The sequence below is a fragment of the Pseudomonas sp. FP2294 genome, from assembly GCF_030687625.1.
In the GTDB taxonomy this organism is placed as follows: domain Bacteria; phylum Pseudomonadota; class Gammaproteobacteria; order Pseudomonadales; family Pseudomonadaceae; genus Aquipseudomonas; species Aquipseudomonas shahriarae.
On the sequence record NZ_CP117441.1, the window covers coordinates 829,913 to 850,092 of the forward strand.

Annotated in this window: 17 protein-coding genes and 1 other RNA gene; 10 read left to right on the plus strand and 8 right to left on the minus strand. The window is 58.5% G+C overall.

Annotated elements, in window-relative coordinates; genetic code table 11:
- Nucleotides 1-28 precede the first annotated feature (28 nt).
- Entirely contained in the window at nucleotides 29-1,285 is a 1,257-nt protein-coding gene (locus tag PSH73_RS03515; RefSeq protein ID WP_305461953.1) for an integrase domain-containing protein, read from the minus strand.
- A 214-nt stretch (nucleotides 1,286-1,499) separates the two neighbouring features.
- On the opposite strand from PSH73_RS03515, the gene PSH73_RS03520 reads away from it, so the two are divergent.
- Entirely contained in the window at nucleotides 1,500-2,675 is a 1,176-nt protein-coding gene (locus PSH73_RS03520; RefSeq protein WP_047229189.1) for an integrase core domain-containing protein, read from the plus strand.
- 104 nt (nucleotides 2,676-2,779) lie between these two features.
- Here the strand turns inward: PSH73_RS03520 and ssrA are convergent.
- The 4 genes from ssrA to PSH73_RS03540 all read right to left on the minus strand — a co-directional run bounded on the left by ssrA (nucleotide 2,780) and on the right by PSH73_RS03540 (nucleotide 8,317).
- Nucleotides 2,780-3,173, minus strand: a transfer-messenger RNA (tmRNA) gene (gene ssrA, locus PSH73_RS03525).
- A 102-nt stretch (nucleotides 3,174-3,275) separates the two neighbouring features.
- Entirely contained in the window at nucleotides 3,276-3,560 is a 285-nt protein-coding gene (locus PSH73_RS03530) for a hypothetical protein (RefSeq protein ID WP_057440183.1), read from the minus strand.
- Nucleotides 3,561-3,661: 101 nt separating this feature from the next.
- Nucleotides 3,662-6,496 (minus strand): FAD-binding and (Fe-S)-binding domain-containing protein, encoded by a 2,835-nt coding sequence (locus tag PSH73_RS03535; RefSeq protein ID WP_305461955.1) that lies wholly within the window; start codon nucleotides 6,494-6,496, stop codon nucleotides 3,662-3,664.
- Between the two features lie 126 nt (nucleotides 6,497-6,622).
- Nucleotides 6,623-8,317: a lactate permease LctP family transporter gene (locus tag PSH73_RS03540; RefSeq protein ID WP_057440181.1), complete on the minus strand. Its 1,695-nt coding sequence runs from the start codon at nucleotides 8,315-8,317 to the stop codon at nucleotides 6,623-6,625.
- 259 nt (nucleotides 8,318-8,576) lie between these two features.
- On the opposite strand from PSH73_RS03540, the gene PSH73_RS03545 reads away from it, so the two are divergent.
- Entirely contained in the window at nucleotides 8,577-9,344 is a 768-nt protein-coding gene (locus PSH73_RS03545; protein ID WP_057440180.1) for an FCD domain-containing protein, read from the plus strand.
- Between the two features lie 65 nt (nucleotides 9,345-9,409).
- Here PSH73_RS03545 and smpB read toward each other — a convergent pair whose 3' ends face one another.
- Nucleotides 9,410-9,892 carry an SsrA-binding protein SmpB gene (gene smpB / locus PSH73_RS03550; RefSeq protein ID WP_029299012.1) on the minus strand — a complete coding sequence of 161 codons (483 nt, stop codon included), beginning with the start codon at nucleotides 9,890-9,892 and terminating at the stop codon, nucleotides 9,410-9,412.
- Nucleotides 9,893-10,060: 168 nt separating this feature from the next.
- Between smpB and PSH73_RS03555 the strand changes: the two genes are divergently transcribed.
- Both PSH73_RS03555 and PSH73_RS03560 read left to right on the plus strand, forming a co-directional pair.
- Nucleotides 10,061-10,495, plus strand: coding sequence for a type II toxin-antitoxin system RatA family toxin (locus PSH73_RS03555; protein ID WP_057440179.1), 435 nt, complete (start codon nucleotides 10,061-10,063; stop codon nucleotides 10,493-10,495).
- On the plus strand, nucleotides 10,488-10,802 hold the full coding sequence (locus tag PSH73_RS03560) for an RnfH family protein (protein WP_305461957.1): 315 nt from the start codon (nucleotides 10,488-10,490) through the stop codon (nucleotides 10,800-10,802). The genes PSH73_RS03555 and PSH73_RS03560 overlap by 8 nt, the downstream gene beginning before the upstream one ends.
- A 61-nt stretch (nucleotides 10,803-10,863) precedes the next feature.
- On the opposite strand, the gene PSH73_RS03565 is transcribed toward PSH73_RS03560, so the two are convergent.
- Nucleotides 10,864-11,391 (minus strand): outer membrane protein assembly factor BamE, encoded by a 528-nt coding sequence (locus tag PSH73_RS03565; protein ID WP_057960664.1) that lies wholly within the window; start codon nucleotides 11,389-11,391, stop codon nucleotides 10,864-10,866.
- A gap of 98 nt (nucleotides 11,392-11,489) precedes the next feature.
- Between PSH73_RS03565 and fur the strand changes: the two genes are divergently transcribed.
- Nucleotides 11,490-11,894, plus strand: coding sequence for a ferric iron uptake transcriptional regulator (gene fur, locus PSH73_RS03570; protein ID WP_010562662.1), 405 nt, complete (start codon nucleotides 11,490-11,492; stop codon nucleotides 11,892-11,894).
- Between the two features lie 96 nt (nucleotides 11,895-11,990).
- Here fur and recN read toward each other — a convergent pair whose 3' ends face one another.
- The gene (gene recN, locus PSH73_RS03575; RefSeq protein WP_198800001.1) at nucleotides 11,991-13,664 is read right to left on the minus strand and encodes a DNA repair protein RecN; all 1,674 of its coding nucleotides are present in this window, start codon (nucleotides 13,662-13,664) and stop codon (nucleotides 11,991-11,993) included.
- 232 nt (nucleotides 13,665-13,896) lie between these two features.
- Between recN and grpE the strand changes: the two genes are divergently transcribed.
- From grpE to carA, 5 genes are all read left to right on the plus strand, one after another.
- Complete coding sequence (gene grpE, locus PSH73_RS03580) at nucleotides 13,897-14,466, plus strand: nucleotide exchange factor GrpE (protein ID WP_038445951.1); 570 nt, start codon at nucleotides 13,897-13,899, stop codon at nucleotides 14,464-14,466.
- 103 nt (nucleotides 14,467-14,569) lie between these two features.
- Entirely contained in the window at nucleotides 14,570-16,492 is a 1,923-nt protein-coding gene (gene dnaK, locus PSH73_RS03585) for a molecular chaperone DnaK (protein WP_057960662.1), read from the plus strand.
- A gap of 316 nt (nucleotides 16,493-16,808) precedes the next feature.
- Nucleotides 16,809-17,933 carry a molecular chaperone DnaJ gene (dnaJ, locus tag PSH73_RS03590; RefSeq protein WP_057440175.1) on the plus strand — a complete coding sequence of 375 codons (1,125 nt, stop codon included), beginning with the start codon at nucleotides 16,809-16,811 and terminating at the stop codon, nucleotides 17,931-17,933.
- Nucleotides 17,934-17,943: 10 nt separating this feature from the next.
- Nucleotides 17,944-18,750, plus strand: a complete 807-nt coding sequence (gene dapB / locus PSH73_RS03595; protein ID WP_057440174.1) for a 4-hydroxy-tetrahydrodipicolinate reductase — start codon at nucleotides 17,944-17,946, stop codon at nucleotides 18,748-18,750.
- Between the two features lie 259 nt (nucleotides 18,751-19,009).
- Nucleotides 19,010-20,146 (plus strand): glutamine-hydrolyzing carbamoyl-phosphate synthase small subunit, encoded by a 1,137-nt coding sequence (gene carA / locus PSH73_RS03600; protein ID WP_057440173.1) that lies wholly within the window; start codon nucleotides 19,010-19,012, stop codon nucleotides 20,144-20,146.
- The last annotated feature ends 34 nt before the right edge of the window (nucleotides 20,147-20,180 follow it).

Here is a 20,180-nt window from a genome sequence, read left to right on the forward strand (position 1 = left end):
TTGCTGTCGTCATTGCGCCTGCATAGCGCTAGCGGATCGGCACCACGTTCTTGTCTCTGATTTGGCCGTATGCTGAGGCGAGCAGGCTACCGGTGGCGGCCTTCTGGATGTACTCACTCCACCAGGCCATCATCGGACGCCGGCGCTCGATGTAGTCCGCTCGGTTGTAGGCGCTACGCACCTCATCCTTGTCTACATGCGCCAGTGCGACCTCAATGAGCTCCGGGTCCCACCCATATTCATTCAAGATGGTGCTGGCCATTGAGCGCATGCCGTGGCTGACCAAGCGATCCTGGAACCCCATGCGTTTCAATGCCATGTTGGCCGTTTGGCTATTGGCGTGGGTACGTGGATTTCTGTCTGCCGGGAAGACGTATTCGCGATGGCCGCTGTGAGTCTTCAGTGATTCCAACAGTGCGACAGCGTGATCACTCAACGGGATGCTGTGTGGGCGGCGCTTCTTCATCCGCTCTGGTGGGATAGTCCAGACGCGCCTTTCAAAATCGATGTCTGCCCAGCGAGTAGTTGCCGCCTCGGCGGGGCGAGTTATGGTGTGCAGCTGCCATTCGATCAGGCAGCGGGTGGTGCGCTTGATGCTGGCATTTGCGATTTCCAGCATGAGCTCGGGGAGCTCTTCGGGCGGGAGGGCCGCCATGTTTTCTTTCTTGGGCTTTTTGAAAACCGCTCGTATGCCACTGAGCGGGTTGGCGAAGATCAGGCCGGAGTTCACGCCGTAGGTCATGATCTCGTTTAGCCGCTGGCTAAGACGCTTGACCGTTTCCAGGCTGCCTTTCGCTTCGATTGGACGAAGCAGAGCGATCACCATAGGCGCGGTGATTTTCACGAGCGGAGTCGTCTTCAAGTCGGGGAACACATGCAGTGTGAGCGAGCGCCAAATGTCCTCGGCGTAGGCCGGAGTGACCGAGTCTTTCTTTAGCTCGAACCAGGCGGTGGCCACGTTCTCGAAGGTGTGCTCCGTTTCTGCGCGCTTTGCTTCATTCAGCGTGTTGCGCTGCACCTTCGGATCGATGCCCTGTGCGACCAGTTCGCGGGCTTCGACTGCCATCTTTCGTGCATTCGCCAGTGACAGTTCGGGATAGGTCCCGAAGCCGATGTTGATGCGCTTCTTGGTCACCGGTTCGCGGTAGTTGAAATTCCACAGCAACGAGCCGTTGCTGCGTACGCGGAGCTGCAAACCGTCACCGTCCGTGAGGACATAATCCTTGGACGCGGGTTTGACTCCCTTGAGCTGTCGATCGGAGAGACGGAGGTTTTGAGCAGGCATGAGATTCTCCTCAGGCACTGATTCGGTATTCCAAAGATTAGCAGCGGATGAGCTGGAATACCGTATGGAATACCCGAATGGCTGGAACTCAAAAACTCTCGAAAGACCGCAAAAGCGCTGGAAGGGTATGACTCACCCACATGGGTTACAAATCAGTTCACGCACATAGGTAACAGTTATTAACTGGCAGGGTCGATTTTGTGAGGATCTGACCATGCCCTGGGAAGAGCTGAAACCTATGGACCTCAAAGTGATGTTCATCGCCGCCTATTTGGCTGAAAGAGATACCTTTAGCCAGCTGTGCCGCGACTACCAGGTCAGTCGAAAGACTGGCTACAAATGGGTCGAACGGTACGAGGCTGAAGGACCCAGAGGGCTCGAAGAACGTAGCCGGTGCCGGCACAATCAAACCTATGTTGTGCCTCTTGCTATCAGGCAAGCAATTATCGAGCTTCGTTCTATCGGGGAGACTATTCCCGGGCCGAAGAAGATTCAGAACGACTTGCGCCAGCGTTTTCCCGGGCAGGATCCACCCTCGAAAACCACCATTTACAACATCCTCAAGGCCGCTGATCTGATTGCACCTCGACGTGTGCGTCAGCGCGTGGCTGTCTATCCAAAGCCCCTGTGCAAGGCAGAGACCCCAAATCAGCTCTTTAGCGCTGACTACAAGGGGCAGTTTCTGACAGGGGCCGGAGTGTGGTGTTATCCGCTGACGATCATGGACCATGCCAGCCGCTTTCTACTGGCCTGCCAGGGCATGCGCAATACCAACTTCAAAGAAACCCAACAAACCTTCGAGCGTGTTTTTCGCGAGTATGGCTTGCCTGAACGTATTCGGACCGACAACGGCATACCGTTTGCCAGCACGGGCCGTGCAGGGTTATCACAGCTGTCGATCTGGTGGCTGCGGTTGGGGATTATCCCTGAGCGAATTGAGCCCGGCCGCCCAGATCAGAATGGGCGCCATGAAAGGATGCACCGAACCCTGAAAAGCACTTTGCCCCAACCAGCGGCGATTGCTTGGGAAGCTCAGCAGAAACACTTTGATCGCTTTATGCAGCACTATAATCATGAGCGAGGGCACGAGGCGCTTGGCCAGAAAACACCAGCCTCATGTTATTTGCCCTCACCCCGCGCTTACCCGGAAAAGCTGCCTGAAATGGGGTATGCGAGCCACGTGGAGTGTTACCTGGCTGATAGTAATGGAATCATCAATCGAGCAGGTCTTAGGATCTACATAGGCAATCTGCTCAAGCATCAGACCATTGGAATGGAGCTAATTCGAGATGATGTCTGGGAGGTGATCTTCGGGCCTGTGATCCTAGGCCGTGTCGATGCTAGAGACGCAAAGAACGGGTATGTTTCAATCAAAGTGTCACCTATGTGAATGCACTTTTTTGTAACCTATGTGGTTGTCCCGTACAGAAGCCGCGTTTTTGCTGGGTCGCAGGTACAAAAAAAGACGTCCGTGGACGTCTTTAGATGATCAAATGGTGGAGCCGGGGGGATTTGAACCCCCGTCCGCCAGTACTCTGCTGTCGGTACTACATGCGTAGCCGTTTCTATTAAGTTAACCCTCAGCGACCCGAAGGGCAGGGTGCTTTGGGCGAGTTGTGTAAGTTTTAGCCGCTTCGTCCACAACGTACTGCACGGCGATTCTGTTCTATATGACAATCACTTTGGGTTTACAGACATCCCCTGGTGATTGCTGGACCCGAAGGTACCAGGAGGGAAGGGCTAAGGCTGCTTACGCAGCGAGAGCGTATTCCCCGTAGGTTTCGTCATTGGCAACTATAGAAAGTTGCAACAGTGGATTTACGAGTTCTGTTACCAACTCGGCATGCACCTAAAGGTTCGCAACCGGCGTCGAATCCTAAACGGCCCCGTGCTTGTTGCTCGATGTGATCGTGAGCGACAAGCCTGCGCAGTGTACGTCAAACGGTCGCAGAAGGCCAACCCGAAAGGTTGGCCTTGAGCGGTTGGCGGGTTATGGGTTGCCGCCTTTGTCCAGGTTCTGCAGGTCTTGCAGGGCTTTGGAGGTGATCTCGATACACTTCTTCTCATCACCGGCTGCGTGGGCTGCTTTGGCTTGGGAGACGGCCGTGTCGATCTCGCCGCTTTTGCCACTGGTGTCCGTGGCGAGCAGTGCTTTGCCGTTGTTGATTTTATCCAGGTTGATCTGGCACAGATCTGCTTCGTTGCCTGCGGCAAACACGGGGGAGGCCAGCATCGCAGCGGTAACGAATACACCAGCCAGTACGGAACGCTTCATGGGTATCTCCTTGTGCAAAGAGGTCTCGATGCTGCGCGGTACGTGCGGGCAGCCGGCGAGGTCATGGGTCAGCCCCGGTTGCCCGGGGCTTAAGCAAGTGACTACGCCAGTACGCAGGGGTTCGTTTTTATTGCGCGGGCCTGGGTCACCCGGTCAACCAGGTAGACCAGGCCGTGGTAATCAATCCCACCATGCTGGGTCAGACCGATCTCACAGGTGCGGCTGGTGGAGATGCCTTCGCTGCAGTACTGCACGGCGTCCTTGAGGGAGCGCAGGGAGTGGGCGTTGAGCTCCGGCGTGGTGAAGCCTTTGTCGCCGGCAAACCCGCAGCAGTGAATGCCTTCGGGGATTACCACGTTGTTGCTGCAACGCCGGGCCAGGTCGATCAGGGCCTGGCTTTCGCCCAGGTGCTGGGTGCTGCAGGTCACATGCACGGCAATCGGTGCATCCTGGGGGGTGAAGTCCAGGCGGTCCATCAGGTGGGTGCGGATAAACCGGACCGGGTCGTAGAGGTCCAGGCGCGTTTGCCCCAGGTCCTGGACCAGGCGCAGGGTGCAGGGGCTGGTGTCGCAGTAGATCGGGTCGAGACCGCCACGGCTGGCGTGGAGCAGGGCGCCGATCAGCTCCTGGCGTTTGTGTTCGGCCTGTTCGGCGTAGCCTTTGGAGGCGAAGGGCTGGCCGCAGCAGAGGCTGTCCGGGTTGTCCGGGATGACCACCTGGTAACCGGCTTTTTCCAGCAGGCCACGGGTTTTGTCGTACAGCGACATTTGCTCTTTGTCCCCGGCCGCCGGGCCCATTGCCCGCGATACACAGGCCGCGAGGTAGACCACCCGTGGGCGTTCATCGTTGACGGCGGGGCTGAAGCGGATGGCTTTTTCCGGCTGTGGCATGGCGCTGGTCCACTGCGGGATTTGCCCCTTGGACAGCTTGGTCATGGAGGCCGAGAGTTTCGCCAGGCGTGGCGCGCCCAGTAGCATGCGGGCGCCGTTGGCCACATGCAGGGTGAAGCGTGCGCCTTGCAGTGCGGTAGAGAAGTGGCTGGCCAGCCACTCGGCGGTTTTCGTACTGCCTGCTTCACGGCTGCGCAGTTTTTTCACCAGGTCGCCGGTATTGATGCCTACCGGGCAGCGCTGGGCACACAGCCCGGTGGCGGCACAGGTGTCGATGCCCTGATAGTGATACGCCGCTTCCAATTCGGTGGTGTCGATACCGGCGCGTTTACGCGCCTGGATATCACGCCAGATCACGATGCGTTGGCGCGGGCTCAGGGTCAGGCCCTTGGAGGGGCATACCGGCTCGCAGAAACCGCACTCGATGCACTTATCCACAATCTCGTCGGCGGCGGGCAGGGGCTTGAGGTTTTTAAGGTGGATTTGCGGGTCTTCGCTGAGCACCACGTCCGGGTTGAGAATGCCGTTGGGATCGAGCAGGCGCTTGAGTTGCCACATCAACTGATAGGCATCGCTGCCCCACTCCAGTTCGACGAAGGGCGCCATGTTACGACCGGTGCCGTGTTCGGCTTTCAGCGAACCGCCGAACTCCACGGCCACCAGTTGTGCCACGTCATCCATGAACGCTTGATAGCGTGTGACTTCTTCGGCGCTGTTGAAGCCTTGGGTGAACACAAAGTGCAGATTGCCTTCCAGGGCGTGTCCGAAAAGGATGGCTTCGTCGTAGTGATGTTTGTCGAACAGCTCGATCAAGCGGTTCACACCAATGGCCAGTTGCTCCACCGGGAAGGTCACGTCTTCGATGATTACCGTGGTGCCGGTCTTGCGTACGGCGCCGACGGCGGGGAAGGTGTCCTTGCGGATCGCCCACAGGCGTGCGTTTTCCAATGGGTCTTCGGTGAAGTCGACTTGCTTCTCGACCGGGAAGTCGGCCAGCGAGGCCATGATCAGCGCCAGTTGTTCATGCAGCAATGTGGATGAGGCGGCGCGGGATTCGATTAATAGCGCGCAGGCACTTTCCGATAGTTGTTGTACGAAAGCGGGCATGCCGGGTTTGTCCTGCACCGAGCGCATGCTGCGTCGGTCCAGAAGCTCAACCGCTGACACCGGCTGGGTTTTCAGCACGGTTACGGCGTTGCAGCAGGTTTCTACATCCGGGAATACGATCAGCGCCGAAGCTTTGTTCGGGTGATCAATGACGGTGTCGTAGGTCACTGCGCTGATAAAGCCCAGAGTGCCTTCGGAACCCACCAGCAGGTGGCTGAGAATATCCAGTGGCTCGTCGAAATCCACCAGGGCATTGAGTGACAGCCCGGTGGTGTTTTTCAGACGGTATTTATGGCGAATTTTTGCCGCCAATTCAGGATTGGCCCGGGTCTCGCGGCCCAGGGTGGCCAGGCGCTCAAGCAACTGGCTGTGTTGTTGGCGGAACGCCGCGACGCTGGTGGCGTCCTCGGTATCGAGGCGGCTACCGTCGGCCAGCACCAGGCGAATCCCGGCCAGGGTGTGGTAGGTGTTCTGGGCGGTGCCGCAGCACATGCCGCTGGCATTATTGGCGACAATCCCACCGATCTTGCAGGCGTTGATTGACGCTGGATCCGGACCGATCTTACGCCCGAACGGCGCAAGCCAGGCGTTGGCCTGGGCCCCAATGACGCCGGGCTGCAGGCGGATTTGCGTACCCTGGCCACGAATCTCACGCCCGTTCCAGTTATCGCCGAGCACAATCAGCACTGAATCGCTGATGGCCTGGCCGGAGAGGCTGGTGCCGGCTGCGCGAAAGGTCACTGGTACGCGGTCACGTTGCGCCAGTTGCAGCAACTCGACCACTTCATCTTCCGATTCGACGCGCACCACCAGTTGTGGGATCAGTCGGTAAAAACTGGCGTCGGTGCCGAAAGCCAGGGTGGAAAGAGGATCGTCGAAGCGTCGATCTTTCGGGATCAGTCGTGCGACGGCATCCAGGAACGCGATGGGCAGACTCATGGGGCCTCCAGGATCAGCAGCACCCAGTCTGGGGAGCCTTGGCGCCACGGTCCTGCAGACTGGGTTGTGAATAGCTGACGCCGCAAAGCGGTTGCGGCGTCGGTTCTTACGGTATTGCCTGTGGTCTTAATGCACCAGCATGCCGGTGAACCAGTACGCCTGGGCGTAGGTGATCAGGCCGACAATCGTGGCGAAAAACAGGCTGTGCTTGAGGGTAAAGCGGAACAGGTCGGATTCCTTGCCGACCAGGCCGGTCGCGGCACAGGCCACGGCGATCGACTGTGGCGAGATCATCTTGCCGGTTACGCCGCCACTGGTGTTTGCCGCTACCAGCAGGGTGTCGCTGACGCCGATCTGGTGTGCGGTGGTAGCTTGCAGGGAGCTGAACAGGGCGTTGGACGAGGTATCGGAACCCGTGAGGAACACACCCAGCCAGCCGAGGAACGGCGAGAAGAACGGGAATGCCGCGCCGGTGCCGGCCAGTACCAGAGCCATGGTCGAAGACATGCCGGAGTAGTTGGTCACGAATGCGAACGCCAGCACCATGCCGATGGACAGGATCGGCCAGCGCAACTCGTAGAAGGTCTCTTTCAAAGTGGTCAGACCAGTTTTGAAATTGATCTTCAGCACCAGCATGGAGATCAGTGCGGAGAAGAAGATCGCCGTGCCGGTGGCGGAAATCGGGTCCAGCTTGAACACTGCTGGAATGGCCGTCGCGTTGGTGACGATGGGTGCAACCTTGATCACCATCTGGTCCAGGTGCGGAATCGCAAAGTTGAACACCCAGCTGTACATCGAGCCGCCGGCGGCGAACATCGCCTTGAACGGTTTGAGGGTCCAGATGGTCACCAGCACGGTCAGGATCAGGAACGGCGACCAGGCTTTGAAAATCTCCATCAGGCTGTAAGGCGAAGCCACGGAAGTGCGCGGCTGGCCGAAACCGCCGACGCTGCCGGTAACCGAAACGCTGGAGGTGGCACCAGCAATCTGTGCGCCCGCTGTACGCTTGGGCTGCCAGACTTTCAGGAACAGAGTCAGGGAGATCAGGCTGGCCAGGGCCGAGGTGATATCCGGCAGTTCCGGGCCGATGAAGTTGGAGGTGAAGTACTGGGTGATGGCAAAGCTCAAGCCGGCCACCAGTGCCGCAGGCCAGGTTTCCTTGACGCCGCGCAGGCCGTCCATCATGAACACCAGCCAGAACGGCACGAACAGCGACAGCAGCGGCAGCTGTCGACCGGTCATGGCGCCGATCTTGAAGGCGTCGATGCCGGTGACCTGGCCGGCCACGATGATCGGGATCCCCAGGGCGCCGAACGCCACTGGCGCGGTGTTGGCAATCAGGCACAGGCCGGCGGCGTACAGTGGGTTGAACCCCAGGCCGACCAGCAGCGCGGCAGTAATCGCCACGGGTGCGCCGAAACCGGCGGCACCTTCCAGGAATGCGCCGAAGCAGAAGCCGATCAGCAGCACTTGCAGGCGCTGGTCATCGGTAATCGACAGCACCGAGCTGCGGATCACTTCGAACTGGCCACTCTTGACCGTCAGTTTGTAGAGGAATACCGCGGCGACGATGATCCAGGCGATTGGCCACAGGCCGTAGGCAAAGCCATAGCCGGCAGCGGCGAATGCCATATCGACCGGCATCTGGAAGGCAAATATCGCCACCAGGATCGACAGCGCCAGGGTGATGCTCCCGGCAACATGGCCTTTAAGGCGAAACACCGCCAGGGCCAGGAAGAAAAATATGATCGGGATAACGGCGGCCAGTGCGGACAGGCCAAGGCTGCCGAGTGGGCTGTAGAGCTGTTGCCAGGTTTGCATATGGGGTGGCCCCTAATTGTTGTTGGTCATGCATGCTCAGCTGATTTGGATAATTGGTAAGACCAATTTACAATCGCTGTGGGCTAGGTTAAGAGCCTTCGGGGTGGCGTGTCAATTTGCCGCTTGAGAAACTTTGGTCGTATGTCGACGGGGCGGGGTCTGATCGGTGCAATCAAAGGGGTTCTGATAGGTGCCGACGCCGCCGCAATAGGCCAGAATAGAGGGCCCGGCGAGTGGCCGGGATCGTGGAGAGTCAGTTATGGCGTTTGATCAGGTGCGTCAGCGCCGTTTGTCCGACGATATTGTCGAGCAGCTTGAGGGGATGATCCTTGAGGGCACGTTGAAGTCGGGTGAGCGATTGCCTGCCGAGCGCGCACTGGCTGAACAGTTCGGTGTGTCGCGTCCGTCATTGCGCGAGGCGATCCAGAAGCTGGCGGCCAAGGGGCTGTTGGTCAGTCGCCAGGGCGGCGGCAATTATGTGGTGGAGACGCTGGGTTCAACCTTCAGCGATCCATTGTTGCATCTGCTGGAAAGCAACCCCGAAGCCCAGCGTGATCTGTTGGAATTTCGTCAGACGCTTGAAGCGTCTTGTGCTTATTACGCCGCCTTGCGTGCCACGGAAGTGGATCGCGAACGGCTGACTGCCGCCTTTGACGCCTTGCAGGATTGCTATGCGCGGGATGATGAGGTGAGTCGCATTGAAGAAGGCGCGGCCGACGCCAGGTTTCACTTGGCTATCGCCGAAGCTAGCCATAACGCGGTATTGCTGCACACCATCCGGGGCTTGTTTGATTTGCTCAAGCGTAACGTGGTGACCAATATCGGCGGCATGTACCAGCAACGCACCGAAACCCGGGATATGCTGATCAACCAGCATCGGGATTTGTATCTGGCGATTATCGAGGGGCGGGCGGAACAGGCGCGCGAGGTCTCAACACGTCACCTGCTGTACGTGCAGGAAGTGTTGGAAGAGGTGCGTCAGGAAGTGCAGCGCATGGCTCGGGCAGAGCGGCGCAAGGGGATATAGCCTGCAAATGTGGCCAGGGAGCAGGCTCCCTGGCCACATCGGCTCGCTTCAAGAGGCGGGGAAGATCAGTCTTCCTTGCCCTTGTTGCGTACGGCGCGCTGCAATTCCCGATTGGAGTCGCGTTCGCGCTCGGTATCACGCTTGTCGTATTCCTTCTTGCCCTTGCCCAGTGCGATCTCGCACTTGACCAGGTGCTTGCTCCAGTACCACGACAGGCAGACGCAGGCATAACCCTTCTGCTGGACAGCAGCAGCGAGCTTTTCCAGTTCGCGGGCATTGAGCAGCAGCTTGCGTGTGCGCACCGGGTCGGCAATAACGTGGGTACTGGCGGTCATCAACGGCGTGATATGACTGCCGAGCAGCCAGGCCTCGCCATCCTTGAGCAGCACGTAACTGTCGACCAGTTGCAACTTGCTGGCGCGCAGACTTTTTACTTCCCAGCCGGCCAGGACCAGACCAGCCTCGAACCGATGTTCGATGAAGTAATCGTGTCGCGCCTTTTTGTTCTGCGCGATGGTCCCTGTTGGGTGTTTCTTTTGTTTAGCCATAGGGGCGGCATTATAGGCAGTTGCGAGCGTGTCGGCTACGGTCAACCTGCGTGCTTGAGCGTGTTGGATGAATCCCGGACAATACCGCCAGGTTTCTGGTTTTTTTCTCTCGCGAATCGGGCAGTCTTTTCGCGATGTTTGCCGCTCAGCTTCGGAAATAACGCTCCCATGACGACGCATATTCAACGCTCGGCCCTGCTGCCTTACCCGGCGCAAGCGCTCTATGACCTGGTCAATGACGTGGCGAGCTACCCGGATTTCCTGCCCTGGTGCTCCTCATCCACGGTGCTGGAGAGCAGCGATGAGCATATGCGCGCGAGCCTGGAGGTATCCAAGGGCGGGCTTGGTCAGAAGTTTGTGACGAGTAATGTGCTGGTTCCCGGTCAGTCGATTGAGATGAATCTGGAAGAAGGGCCGTTCACTCAACTGCACGGCGTCTGGGTGTTCAAACCGTTGGGGGAGAAGGCCTGCAAGATCAGCCTGGACCTGACGTTTGATTACGCGGGCTCCATTGTGCGGGCGACCTTGGGGCCGCTGTTCAATCAGGCGGCGAATACCCTGGTGGATGCGTTTTGCCAGCGGGCCAAGCAACTGCATGGCTGAGGCGTTGATCGAAATTGAGGTGGTCTACGCTGCGGTAGACCGGCAACGGTTGTTGAGCCTGGCGGTTGCGCCGGGTACGAGCCTGAGGGCTGCGGTGCTGGCGTCGGGCATTGCGGCACAGTTTCCCGAGCTGGATATCGCCGCTTGCCCCTTGGGGATTTTCGGCAAGGTTGTGGCGGACGCTGAAACCCGTAATGTCCAGGTTGGCGATCGCATCGAGATTTATCGCCCCTTGCTGGCGGATCCCAAAGAGGTCAGGCGCCTGCGAGCAGCTAAAGCGGCTGAAGCCCGGCTGAAAAATCCATAACCTGTGAAATAGCAGGCAACAAAAAGCCCGGCATGCCGGGCTTTTTGTTGAGCGATACAAATTATTGCGGGGCTGTATCCAGAGGTTCTGGCGTTGGCACCGGAACGGTTTCCACGCTGTCGATGTCTTTCTGGATGGTATCCAGCAAGGAGCCAGGCTTGGCCGGCACCTCGGACTTGGGTTTTTCAGCATTCTGCGCTGGCGCAGTGACGCTGGTCCCGCTGTCCTTGCCCAACAGGGCTTCATCACGGCTTACGCCGGGCATGAAGTCACCGGAAAGGCTGACCAGTTGGTCGTTGCCATTAAAGATGACACTGACGCGCTCCTGTTGGCGCTCTCCGCCTCCAGGCTGCAGGCTATAGAGATAATCCCAGCGATCGGCATGGAATGTGTCGGTCAGCAGGGGATTGCCCATAATAAACCGTACTTGCCGTCGGGTCATTCCCGGGCGTAACTGGTCTATCATGTCCTGCGTGACGACATTGCCCTGCTGGATGTCGATTTTGTAAACCCCGGGGAATGAACAACCGGCGAGTGCGAGCAGTCCCACAAGGGTGAAACTGGTTAGCAAGAGCTTGGTGTTTTGCATCGGTGGGCGACTTCCACTATCTTGGCTGGGACAACGTAAACGCCGATCATACCCGTATTAAGAGAAGCTGCGAAGCAGCATCCGCGAGAAAGCTAACCATGGTTGAAAATAGCGAACTACGCAAAGCCGGTCTTAAAGTGACTCTGCCACGAGTCAAGATTCTACAAATGCTCGATTCCGCCGAGCAGCGCCACATGAGTGCCGAGGATGTTTACAAGGCGCTGATGGAGTCTAACGAGGACGTCGGCCTGGCCACGGTTTACCGTGTACTGACCCAGTTCGAAGCCGCAGGGCTGGTGGTTCGTCATAATTTCGACGGCGGTCATGCGGTGTTTGAATTGGCTGACGGTGGTCATCACGACCACATGGTTGACCTGGATACCAATGAGGTTATTGAGTTCACCAGCCCGGCAATCGAAAAGCTTCAGCACGAAATCGCTGAGGAGCATGGATTCGATTTGGTTGACCACAATCTTGTGTTGTACATCCGTAAGAAAAAGTAAAAAAGCGCTGCAGATTCGCTCTGCGCAACGATCGAAGGCGACCCTAGGGTCGCCTTCATGCTATCTGCCGCCAGAGAAAATCCGAAAAAAAAGGATTCAAGCCTTCGCCGTTACCACCATTTTCTTCGCGTGGGCCAGGGACTCCTTGGTCAGGTCGATGCCGCCAAGCATGCGCGCGACTTCTTCCACCCGTTCGGTCTTGTTCAGCTTGGACACGGCGGTATGTGTCGCGTCGCTGCCCCGTACCTTGTGCACAAATAGATGCTGATGCCCTTGGGCTGCAACTTGTGGCAAGTGGGTAACGGTTAGCACTTGTCCGCGCTCACCCAGGCGGCGCAACAATTGGCCGACAGTTTCAGCGGTCGGCCCGCCAATCCCCACATCCACTTCGTCGAAGACCAGGGTCGGTACGCGCGAGGTCTGGGCGGTAATAACCTGGATTGCCAGGCTGATTCGTGACAGTTCGCCGCCGGAGGCGACTTTGGCCAGAGCCTTCAGGGGTTGTCCCGGGTTGGCGCTTACCAGCAATTCGACCTGTTCCAGGCCATTGGGCTGTAGTTCGTTGCCACTGTTGGCGTGCAACTCGATGGTGAAGCGTCCACCCGGCATGCCCAGGCGTTGGATCTCCTGCTCAACGGCGCAGGCCAGTCCGGTCGCGGCCTGGTGCCGCAGGTCGCTCAGTTCCCGGGCCTTTTCCTGATAATGACGGGCAAAGGAAGCCAGTTCATCGCCCAGGCGCTCGATGGATTCATCATTGGCATTCAGGGTTTCGATCTCGTCCAGCAGCTTTTGCTGCATGGCCGCCACTTCGGTCGGCTGGATCCGATGTTTGCGCGCCAGGGTATAAATAGTGTCGAGGCGCTCTTCGATCTCTTGCAGGCGGGCCGGGTCAGCATCGAAGTGGTCAAGGAAGCGGTTCAGTTCACCAACGGCCTCTTCGACCTGGATCTGCGCACTGGTCAGCAGGGTGGTGGCTTCATTCAGGGAGCCAGAGCCACTGTTTACGCTCGACAGGCGGTTAAGGCTTGCCGTCAGTGCGTTCAGTACATTGCCGGAGTCACTTTCGCTGCATTGCTCGACAACCTGGCGGCAGATGCCCAGCAGGGTTTCGGCATTGGTCAGGTTCTTGTGCTCCTGCTCCAGCTGTTCCAGCTCGGTTTCGCCCAGGCCCAGGCTTTCCAGTTCTTCCAACTGATAGCTGAGGAGTTGGTGGCGGGCGCGTTGCTCGTCGCCGGAATTGGACAGGCGCTCCAGTTCCAGGCGGGTCTGGCGCCAGCGTTGTGCGGCCAATTGCACCTGGCGGGCGAGGTCGGTGGCGCCGGCGTATTCATCCAGCAGTCGACGATGGGTATCGGTTTTCAGCAGGGATTGATGTTCGTGCTGGCTGTGGATGTCGATGAGCAGCTCACCGAGGGCTTTCAAGTCGCCGAGGGGGCAGGGCGTGCCATTGATGTAGCCCCGCGAGCGGCCTTCGGCGGTAATCACCCGGCGCAGAATGCACGGGCTATCGCTGTCAAGGTCGCGCTCGGCCAGCCAGGCGCTGGCTTCCGGAATATCTGCCAGGTCAAAGGTCGCCAGAATATCGGCCTTGTCTGCACCGGGGCGAACCACGCCGCTGTCGGCGCGATCACCCAGGGTCAGGCCCAGGGCGTCGAGCATGATCGACTTGCCGGCGCCGGTTTCGCCTGTGATTACGCTCATCCCGCGATCCAGTTCAAGATCCAGATGCTCAACGATGGCGTAGTTATGTACGGACAGGTGAACCAGCATAGTGGCCGCTCCCAGGCTTTAGGTCTGGTTATTTATACAGTGTTTTGTTTGGCGCTGACAATCCTGCGACTTAGCTCAATTTGCTTGGATAAAGGGTTTTTTTAGCTCTATGTGGAATGTGCGGGAAAGTGTGAGTCGGGGTATGTCCGCCCTTGAACCTGGAAATTGTGGCCCCATATACCGGAACAGAAGCGCGAGTTGAGTTCGCGCAGGATTTCGAAAGGAGAAAACTATGGCTGACGAACAGACGCTGGATACGCAAAACCCAGACGCCAACCAGGCCTCGCAGGCAGCGGGTGAAGACCTGGCGGCTCGTGTGCAAGTGCTCGAAGAGCAACTGGCAGGCGCTCAGGATCAGGCTTTGCGTGTTGCTGCCGATCTGCAGAACGTCCGCCGCCGCGCCGAGCAGGATGTAGAGAAAGCCCACAAGTTTGCGCTGGAGAAGTTTGCCGGTGATCTGTTGCCGATCATCGACAGCCTGGAGCGTGGCCTGGAGCTGTCCAGTCCGGACGACGAAAACATCCGTGCCATGCGCGAAGGGATCGAACTGACCCTGAAAATGTTCCAGGACACCCTGAAGCGTTATCAGCTGGAAGCAATCGATCCGCAAGGCGGCGAGCCGTTCAATGCGGAGCATCACCAGGCCATGGCCATGCAGGAAAATGCTGACCTTGAGCCTAATAGCGTGTTGAAGGTGTTCCAGAAGGGCTACCAGCTCAATGGTCGCCTGTTGCGCCCGGCGATGGTGGTGGTGAGCAAGGCTCCCGCACCGGTTTCGCCGTCGATTGACGAGCAGGCTTGAAATCGTTCGTAACGACCCCATTTATAAGTCAAGCGTTTAAGTGCTACCGCAGTTAGCCACCACTGCTGCGGCAACCAAATCCAAAGTTTCGGGAGAGTGAATCATGGGCAAAATTATCGGTATCGACCTGGGGACTACCAACTCCTGCGTCTCCGTGCTGGAAAACGGCGTATCCAAGGTTATTGAAAACGCGGAAGGCGCGCGTACCACTCCGTCCATCGTGGCTTACGCCAACGACGGCGAGATCCTGGTAGGCCAGTCCGCCAAGCGTCAGGCTGTGACCAATCCGCATAACACCCTGTACGCGGTGAAGCGTTTGATCGGTCGTAAGTTCGACGAAGAAGTCGTACAGAAAGACATCAAGATGGTGCCGTACAAAATCGCCAAGGCTGACAACGGTGACGCCTGGGTTGAAGTGAACGGCCAGAAAATGTCGCCACCGCAAATCTCGGCTGAAATCTTGAAAAAGATGAAGAAGACTGCCGAAGACTACCTCGGTGAAGCAGTGACTGAAGCGGTGATCACCGTTCCGGCCTACTTCAACGACAGCCAGCGCCAGGCGACCAAAGACGCCGGCCGCATCGCGGGCCTGGACGTAAAACGTATCATCAACGAACCTACCGCGGCCGCTCTGGCTTACGGCATGGACAAGGCCAAGGGCGACCACACCGTGATCGTTTATGACCTGGGTGGCGGTACTTTCGACGTTTCCGTGATCGAAATCGCTGAAGTCGATGGCGAGCACCAGTTCGAAGTGTTGGCGACCAACGGTGACACGTTCCTGGGCGGCGAAGACTTTGACATTCGTCTGATCGACTACCTCGTTGACGAATTCAAGAAAGAAAGCGGCATGAACCTCAAAGGTGACCCGCTGGCGATGCAGCGCCTGAAAGAAGCTGCTGAAAAAGCCAAGATCGAACTGTCTTCGAGCAATTCGACCGACGTGAACCTGCCGTACATCACTGCAGATGCCACCGGTCCTAAGCACTTGAACGTGAAGATCTCGCGCGCCAAGCTGGAATCGCTGGTTGAAGACCTGGTTCAGCGCACTATCGAACCTTGCCGCATCGCCCTGAAAGATTCGGGTATCGACGTTGGCTCGATCAACGACGTGATCCTGGTCGGCGGTCAGACCCGTATGCCGCTGGTACAGCAGAAGGTCACCGAGTTCTTCGGTAAAGAAGCACGTAAAGACGTGAACCCGGACGAAGCTGTTGCCATGGGTGCTGCCATCCAGGGTGCGGTACTGGCCGGCGACGTTAAAGACGTGCTGCTGCTGGACGTCAGCCCGCTGACTCTGGGTATTGAAACCATGGGTGGCGTGATGACCGCGCTGATCGAGAAAAACACCACGATTCCTACCAAGAAATCGCAAGTGTTCTCGACTGCCGATGACAACCAGGGCGCCGTGACCATTCACGTGCTGCAAGGTGAGCGTAAGCAGGCTGCACAGAACAAGTCCCTGGGCAAGTTCGACCTGGCCGAGATTCCACCCGCTCCACGTGGCGTGCCACAAATTGAAGTGACCTTCGACATCGACGCCAACGGCATTCTGCACGTAGGCGCCAAGGACAAGGCTACTGGCAAGACTCAGTCGATCGTGATCAAGGCCAACTCCGGTCTGTCCGAGGAAGAAATTCAGCAGATGATCAACGATGCTGAAAAGAACGCCGAGGAAGATCGCAAGTTCGAAGAACTGGCCGCTGCCCGCAACCAGGGTGATGCACTGGTTCACTCGACTCGCAAAATGATCGCGGATGCTGGCGACAAAGTGACTGCTGAGGAGAAGACCGCAATCGAAGCCGCCGTGGTTGCCCTGGAAGCCGCTGTTAAAGGCGACGACAAGGCCACCATCGAAGCCAAGGTTGAGGAGTTGTCGAAAGTCTCCGCGCCGGTCGCTCAGAAGATGTACGCCGAGCAGGCTCCTCAAGGTGATGGTGCTGCGCAACAGGCAGAACCTGAAGCCAAGCACGACGACGTTGTCGATGCCGAGTTCGAAGAAGTAAAAGAAGACCAGAAGAAGTAACTTGGTCGCCCGGTTGACCGCTATCAAGCGGTGACTGGTAGGATGTCGCCGCGCGGGAGCTTGCTCCCGCGTTGGCGTGTCTGGGGTACGCGAATTTTTACAGCATGCGACAAGGTTCGGATGTTGGCGGTGTGATCGGGAATGCTCCTGCTTTGCGATCGACAGGCACCGCGTTTTTGGCTGGGTCTCGGCTGAAAGCAGTAAAGACCAGGATCGTTGAATTTGACGTGAGTTGGGTCCGGGCCTGTATTGGGGCTCAACGAGTTTGGCAGGCTCAGGAGGGTTTTGCCGGACGTCCTTAAGAGTGCAAAGACTTATGGCAAAGCGTGACTATTACGAAGTATTGGGTGTGGAGCGCGGTTCCAGCGAGGCGGACCTGAAGAAGGCTTACCGTCGCCTGGCGATGAAGCACCACCCGGACCGTAATCCGGATAACAAAGAATCCGAAGAATTGTTTAAAGAGGCCAATGAGGCCTACGAATGCCTGTGTGATCCGAACAAGCGTGCAGCCTACGACCAGTACGGCCATGCCGGTGTCGATCCAAGCATGGGCGGCGGCGGTGCCGGCTTTGGCGGGCAGAACTTCTCCGATATTTTCGGTGATGTATTCAGCGACTTCTTCGGCGGCGGTCGTGGTGGTCAGCGCGGCGGTGCCCAGCGTGGCAGCGACTTGCGCTACACCCTGGAACTGAACCTGGAAGAAGCCGTACGCGGCACCAGCGTCAATATCCGCGTGCCGACGCTGGTCAATTGCAAGCCGTGTGACGGTTCGGGCGCCAAGAAAGGCTCCTCGCCGATCACCTGCCCGACCTGTGGCGGTATTGGCCAGGTGCGCATGCAGCAGGGTTTCTTCTCGGTGCAGCAAACCTGCCCGCGCTGCCATGGCCAGGGCAAGATCATTTCCGATCCGTGCGATTCCTGCCACGGCGAAGGGCGCGTCGAAGAGTACAAGACCCTGTCGGTGAAAGTGCCGGCGGGTGTTGATACTGGCGACCGTATCCGTTTGTCGGGCGAGGGCGAGGCCGGCGCGCAGGGTGGTCCGACGGGCGACCTGTACGTGGTGATCAATGTGCGCGAGCACGCGATCTTCCAGCGTGACGGCAAGCACCTGTTCTGCGAAGTGCCGATCAGTTTTGTCGATGCGGCCCTGGGTGGCGAGCTGGAGATTCCGACCCTCGAAGGGCGGGTCAAGCTGAAGATCCCCGAGGGTACTCAGACCGGCAAGCAGTTCCGGATCCGTGGCAAAGGTGTAGCGCCGGTGCGCGGTGGTGGTGCGGGCGACTTGATGTGCCGTGTGGCTGTCGAGACGCCGGTCAACCTGGATCGTCGTCAGCGTGAGTTGCTCGAAGAGCTGCGCGGTTCGCTGGCCGGTGATGGCTCCCATTCGCCCAAGACCGCTGGCTGGTTCGAAGGCGTGAAGCGCTTCTTCGGCGACCTGTAAGGACGTGGATATGCGACGTATAGCAGTGATGGGCGCCGCCGGGCGCATGGGCAAGAACCTGGTGGAGGCGGTGCAGCAGCGCTCGCCTCTGTCGGGGCTGACTGCGGCGATCGTGCGCCCGGGCAGTACGCTGATCGGCGCCGATGTTGGCGAGCTGGCCTCCCTGGGGCGGATCGGTGTGTCATTGTCCGGCAGCCTGGAGCAGGTGGCTGATGAGTTCGATGTATTGATCGACTTCACCCTGCCCGAAGTGATGCTGAAAAACCTGGCGTTCTGCCGCAAGGCGGGCAAAGCCATGGTTATCGGTACCACGGGCCTGAATGCCGAGCAAAAGCAATTGCTCGTCGCGGCAGGCAAGGACATTCCTATCGTGTTTGCCGCCAACTTCAGTGTGGGCGTCAACCTGTCGCTGAAGTTGCTCGACATGGCGGCAAGGGTGTTGGGTGATGACGCGGATATCGAGATCATCGAGGCGCATCACCGGCACAAGGTCGATGCGCCATCGGGCACTGCCATGCGCATGGGCGAAGTGATTGCCGATGCCTTGGGGCGTGATCTGTCGAAGGTCGCGGTGTATGGTCGCGAAGGTCATACCGGGGCGCGCGAGCGTGAAACCATTGGCTTTGCCACCGTGCGCGGTGGTGATGTGGTGGGTGACCATACGGTGCTGTTTGCTGCCGAAGGTGAGCGCCTGGAAATTACCCACAAGGCTTCCAGTCGCATGACCTTCGCCAAGGGCGCGGTGCGTGCCGCATTGTGGCTGGAGGGCCGCGAAGCGGGTCTCTACGACATGCAAGACGTGCTGGATCTGCGTTAATCAGTAGCAAAAACGGGCCCGGAGGATTACTCTAGGGCCCCGTTTTTACCCGCTAAGCGACGTCCTGTCGCATTCTCCTGCCTTTTCGGCTCATTAGCGGTGGACCCAAAAAGCCTTTTTCTGTAAGCTACAGCTTTAGTGTGTCCACTAAAAGCGCGCAGAATAATTCAGTGAAGAAGCGGGGTGACGTGTCCATACGTCACTCCGCTTTTTTGCAACCTGCGATCGCCCTTTCAGGCTTTATTTACGGGAGGTCTTCTTGACTAAGCCAGCCATACTCGCCCTTGCTGATGGCAGCATTTTTCGCGGCGAAGCCATTGGAGCCGACGGTCAGACCGTTGGAGAGGTGGTGTTCAACACCGCCATGACCGGCTATCAGGAAATCCTTACCGATCCTTCCTACGCCCAACAGATCGTTACCCTGACTTATCCGCATATCGGCAACACCGGTACTACACCGGAAGACGTCGAGTCTGATCGTGTCTGGTCGGCCGGTCTGGTGATTCGTGACCTGCCACTGGTTGCGAGCAACTGGCGTAACACGATGTCGTTGTCCGATTACCTGAAAGCCAACAATGTTGTGGCGATCGCCGGTATCGATACGCGCCGCCTGACACGCATCCTGCGTGAAAAAGGCTCGCAGAACGGCTGCATCATGGCCGGTGACAATATTTCCGAAGAAGCGGCAATTGCTGCAGCGCAGGGCTTCCCTGGCCTTAAAGGCATGGACCTGGCGAAAGTCGTCAGCACCAAAGAGAAGTACGAGTGGCGCTCCACTGTCTGGGACTTGAAGACCGACAGTCACGCGACCATCGAAGCGGCTGAGCTGCCGTATCACGTCGTGGCCTACGACTACGGCATCAAGTACAACATTCTGCGCATGCTGGTCGAGCGCGGTTGCCGTGTGACCGTGGTCCCGGCCCAGACCCCGGCCAGCGATGTGCTGGCCCTGCAACCGGATGGCGTGTTCCTGTCCAACGGCCCGGGTGACCCTGAGCCATGCGACTACGCGATCAAGGCCATCAAGGAAGTGCTGGACACCGAGATCCCGGTATTCGGTATCTGCCTCGGCCACCAGCTGTTGGCCCTGGCCTCCGGCGCCAAGACCCTGAAAATGGGCCACGGCCATCACGGTGCCAACCACCCGGTACAAGACCTGGACACCGGTGTCGTGATGATCACCAGCCAGAACCACGGTTTTGCGGTGGATGAAGCCACCTTGCCGGCCAACGTGCGTGCCATTCACAAGTCGCTGTTCGACGGTTCCCTGCAGGGTATCGAGCGCACCGACAAGAGCGCGTTCAGCTTCCAGGGCCACCCTGAAGCGAGCCCGGGCCCGAACGACGTAGCGCCGCTGTTCGACCGTTTCATCAATGAGATGGCCAAGCGACGCTGACTGAGTGGCTTGCGGGCGGCCCCGACTCTCGGTG

Excerpts from the sequence above, each read along its gene's own strand:
- PSH73_RS03515 (WP_305461953.1), bottom strand. The coding sequence starts at position 1,285 with ATGCCTGCTCAAAACCTCCGTCTCTCCGATCGACAGCTCAAGGGAGTC.
- PSH73_RS03520 (WP_047229189.1), top strand. The coding sequence starts at position 1,500 with ATGCCCTGGGAAGAGCTGAAACCTATGGACCTCAAAGTGATGTTCATC.
- PSH73_RS03530 (WP_057440183.1), bottom strand. The coding sequence starts at position 3,560 with ATGAAGCGTTCCGTACTGGCTGGTGTATTCGTTACCGCTGCGATGCTG.
- PSH73_RS03535 (WP_305461955.1), bottom strand. The coding sequence starts at position 6,496 with ATGAGTCTGCCCATCGCGTTCCTGGATGCCGTCGCACGACTGATCCCG.
- PSH73_RS03540 (WP_057440181.1), bottom strand. The coding sequence starts at position 8,317 with ATGCAAACCTGGCAACAGCTCTACAGCCCACTCGGCAGCCTTGGCCTG.
- PSH73_RS03545 (WP_057440180.1), top strand. The coding sequence starts at position 8,577 with ATGGCGTTTGATCAGGTGCGTCAGCGCCGTTTGTCCGACGATATTGTC.
- smpB (WP_029299012.1), bottom strand. The coding sequence starts at position 9,892 with ATGGCTAAACAAAAGAAACACCCAACAGGGACCATCGCGCAGAACAAA.
- PSH73_RS03555 (WP_057440179.1), top strand. The coding sequence starts at position 10,061 with ATGACGACGCATATTCAACGCTCGGCCCTGCTGCCTTACCCGGCGCAA.
- PSH73_RS03560 (WP_305461957.1), top strand. The coding sequence starts at position 10,488 with ATGGCTGAGGCGTTGATCGAAATTGAGGTGGTCTACGCTGCGGTAGAC.
- PSH73_RS03565 (WP_057960664.1), bottom strand. The coding sequence starts at position 11,391 with ATGCAAAACACCAAGCTCTTGCTAACCAGTTTCACCCTTGTGGGACTG.
- fur (WP_010562662.1), top strand. The coding sequence starts at position 11,490 with ATGGTTGAAAATAGCGAACTACGCAAAGCCGGTCTTAAAGTGACTCTG.
- recN (WP_198800001.1), bottom strand. The coding sequence starts at position 13,664 with ATGCTGGTTCACCTGTCCGTACATAACTACGCCATCGTTGAGCATCTG.
- grpE (WP_038445951.1), top strand. The coding sequence starts at position 13,897 with ATGGCTGACGAACAGACGCTGGATACGCAAAACCCAGACGCCAACCAG.
- dnaK (WP_057960662.1), top strand. The coding sequence starts at position 14,570 with ATGGGCAAAATTATCGGTATCGACCTGGGGACTACCAACTCCTGCGTC.
- dnaJ (WP_057440175.1), top strand. The coding sequence starts at position 16,809 with ATGGCAAAGCGTGACTATTACGAAGTATTGGGTGTGGAGCGCGGTTCC.
- dapB (WP_057440174.1), top strand. The coding sequence starts at position 17,944 with ATGCGACGTATAGCAGTGATGGGCGCCGCCGGGCGCATGGGCAAGAAC.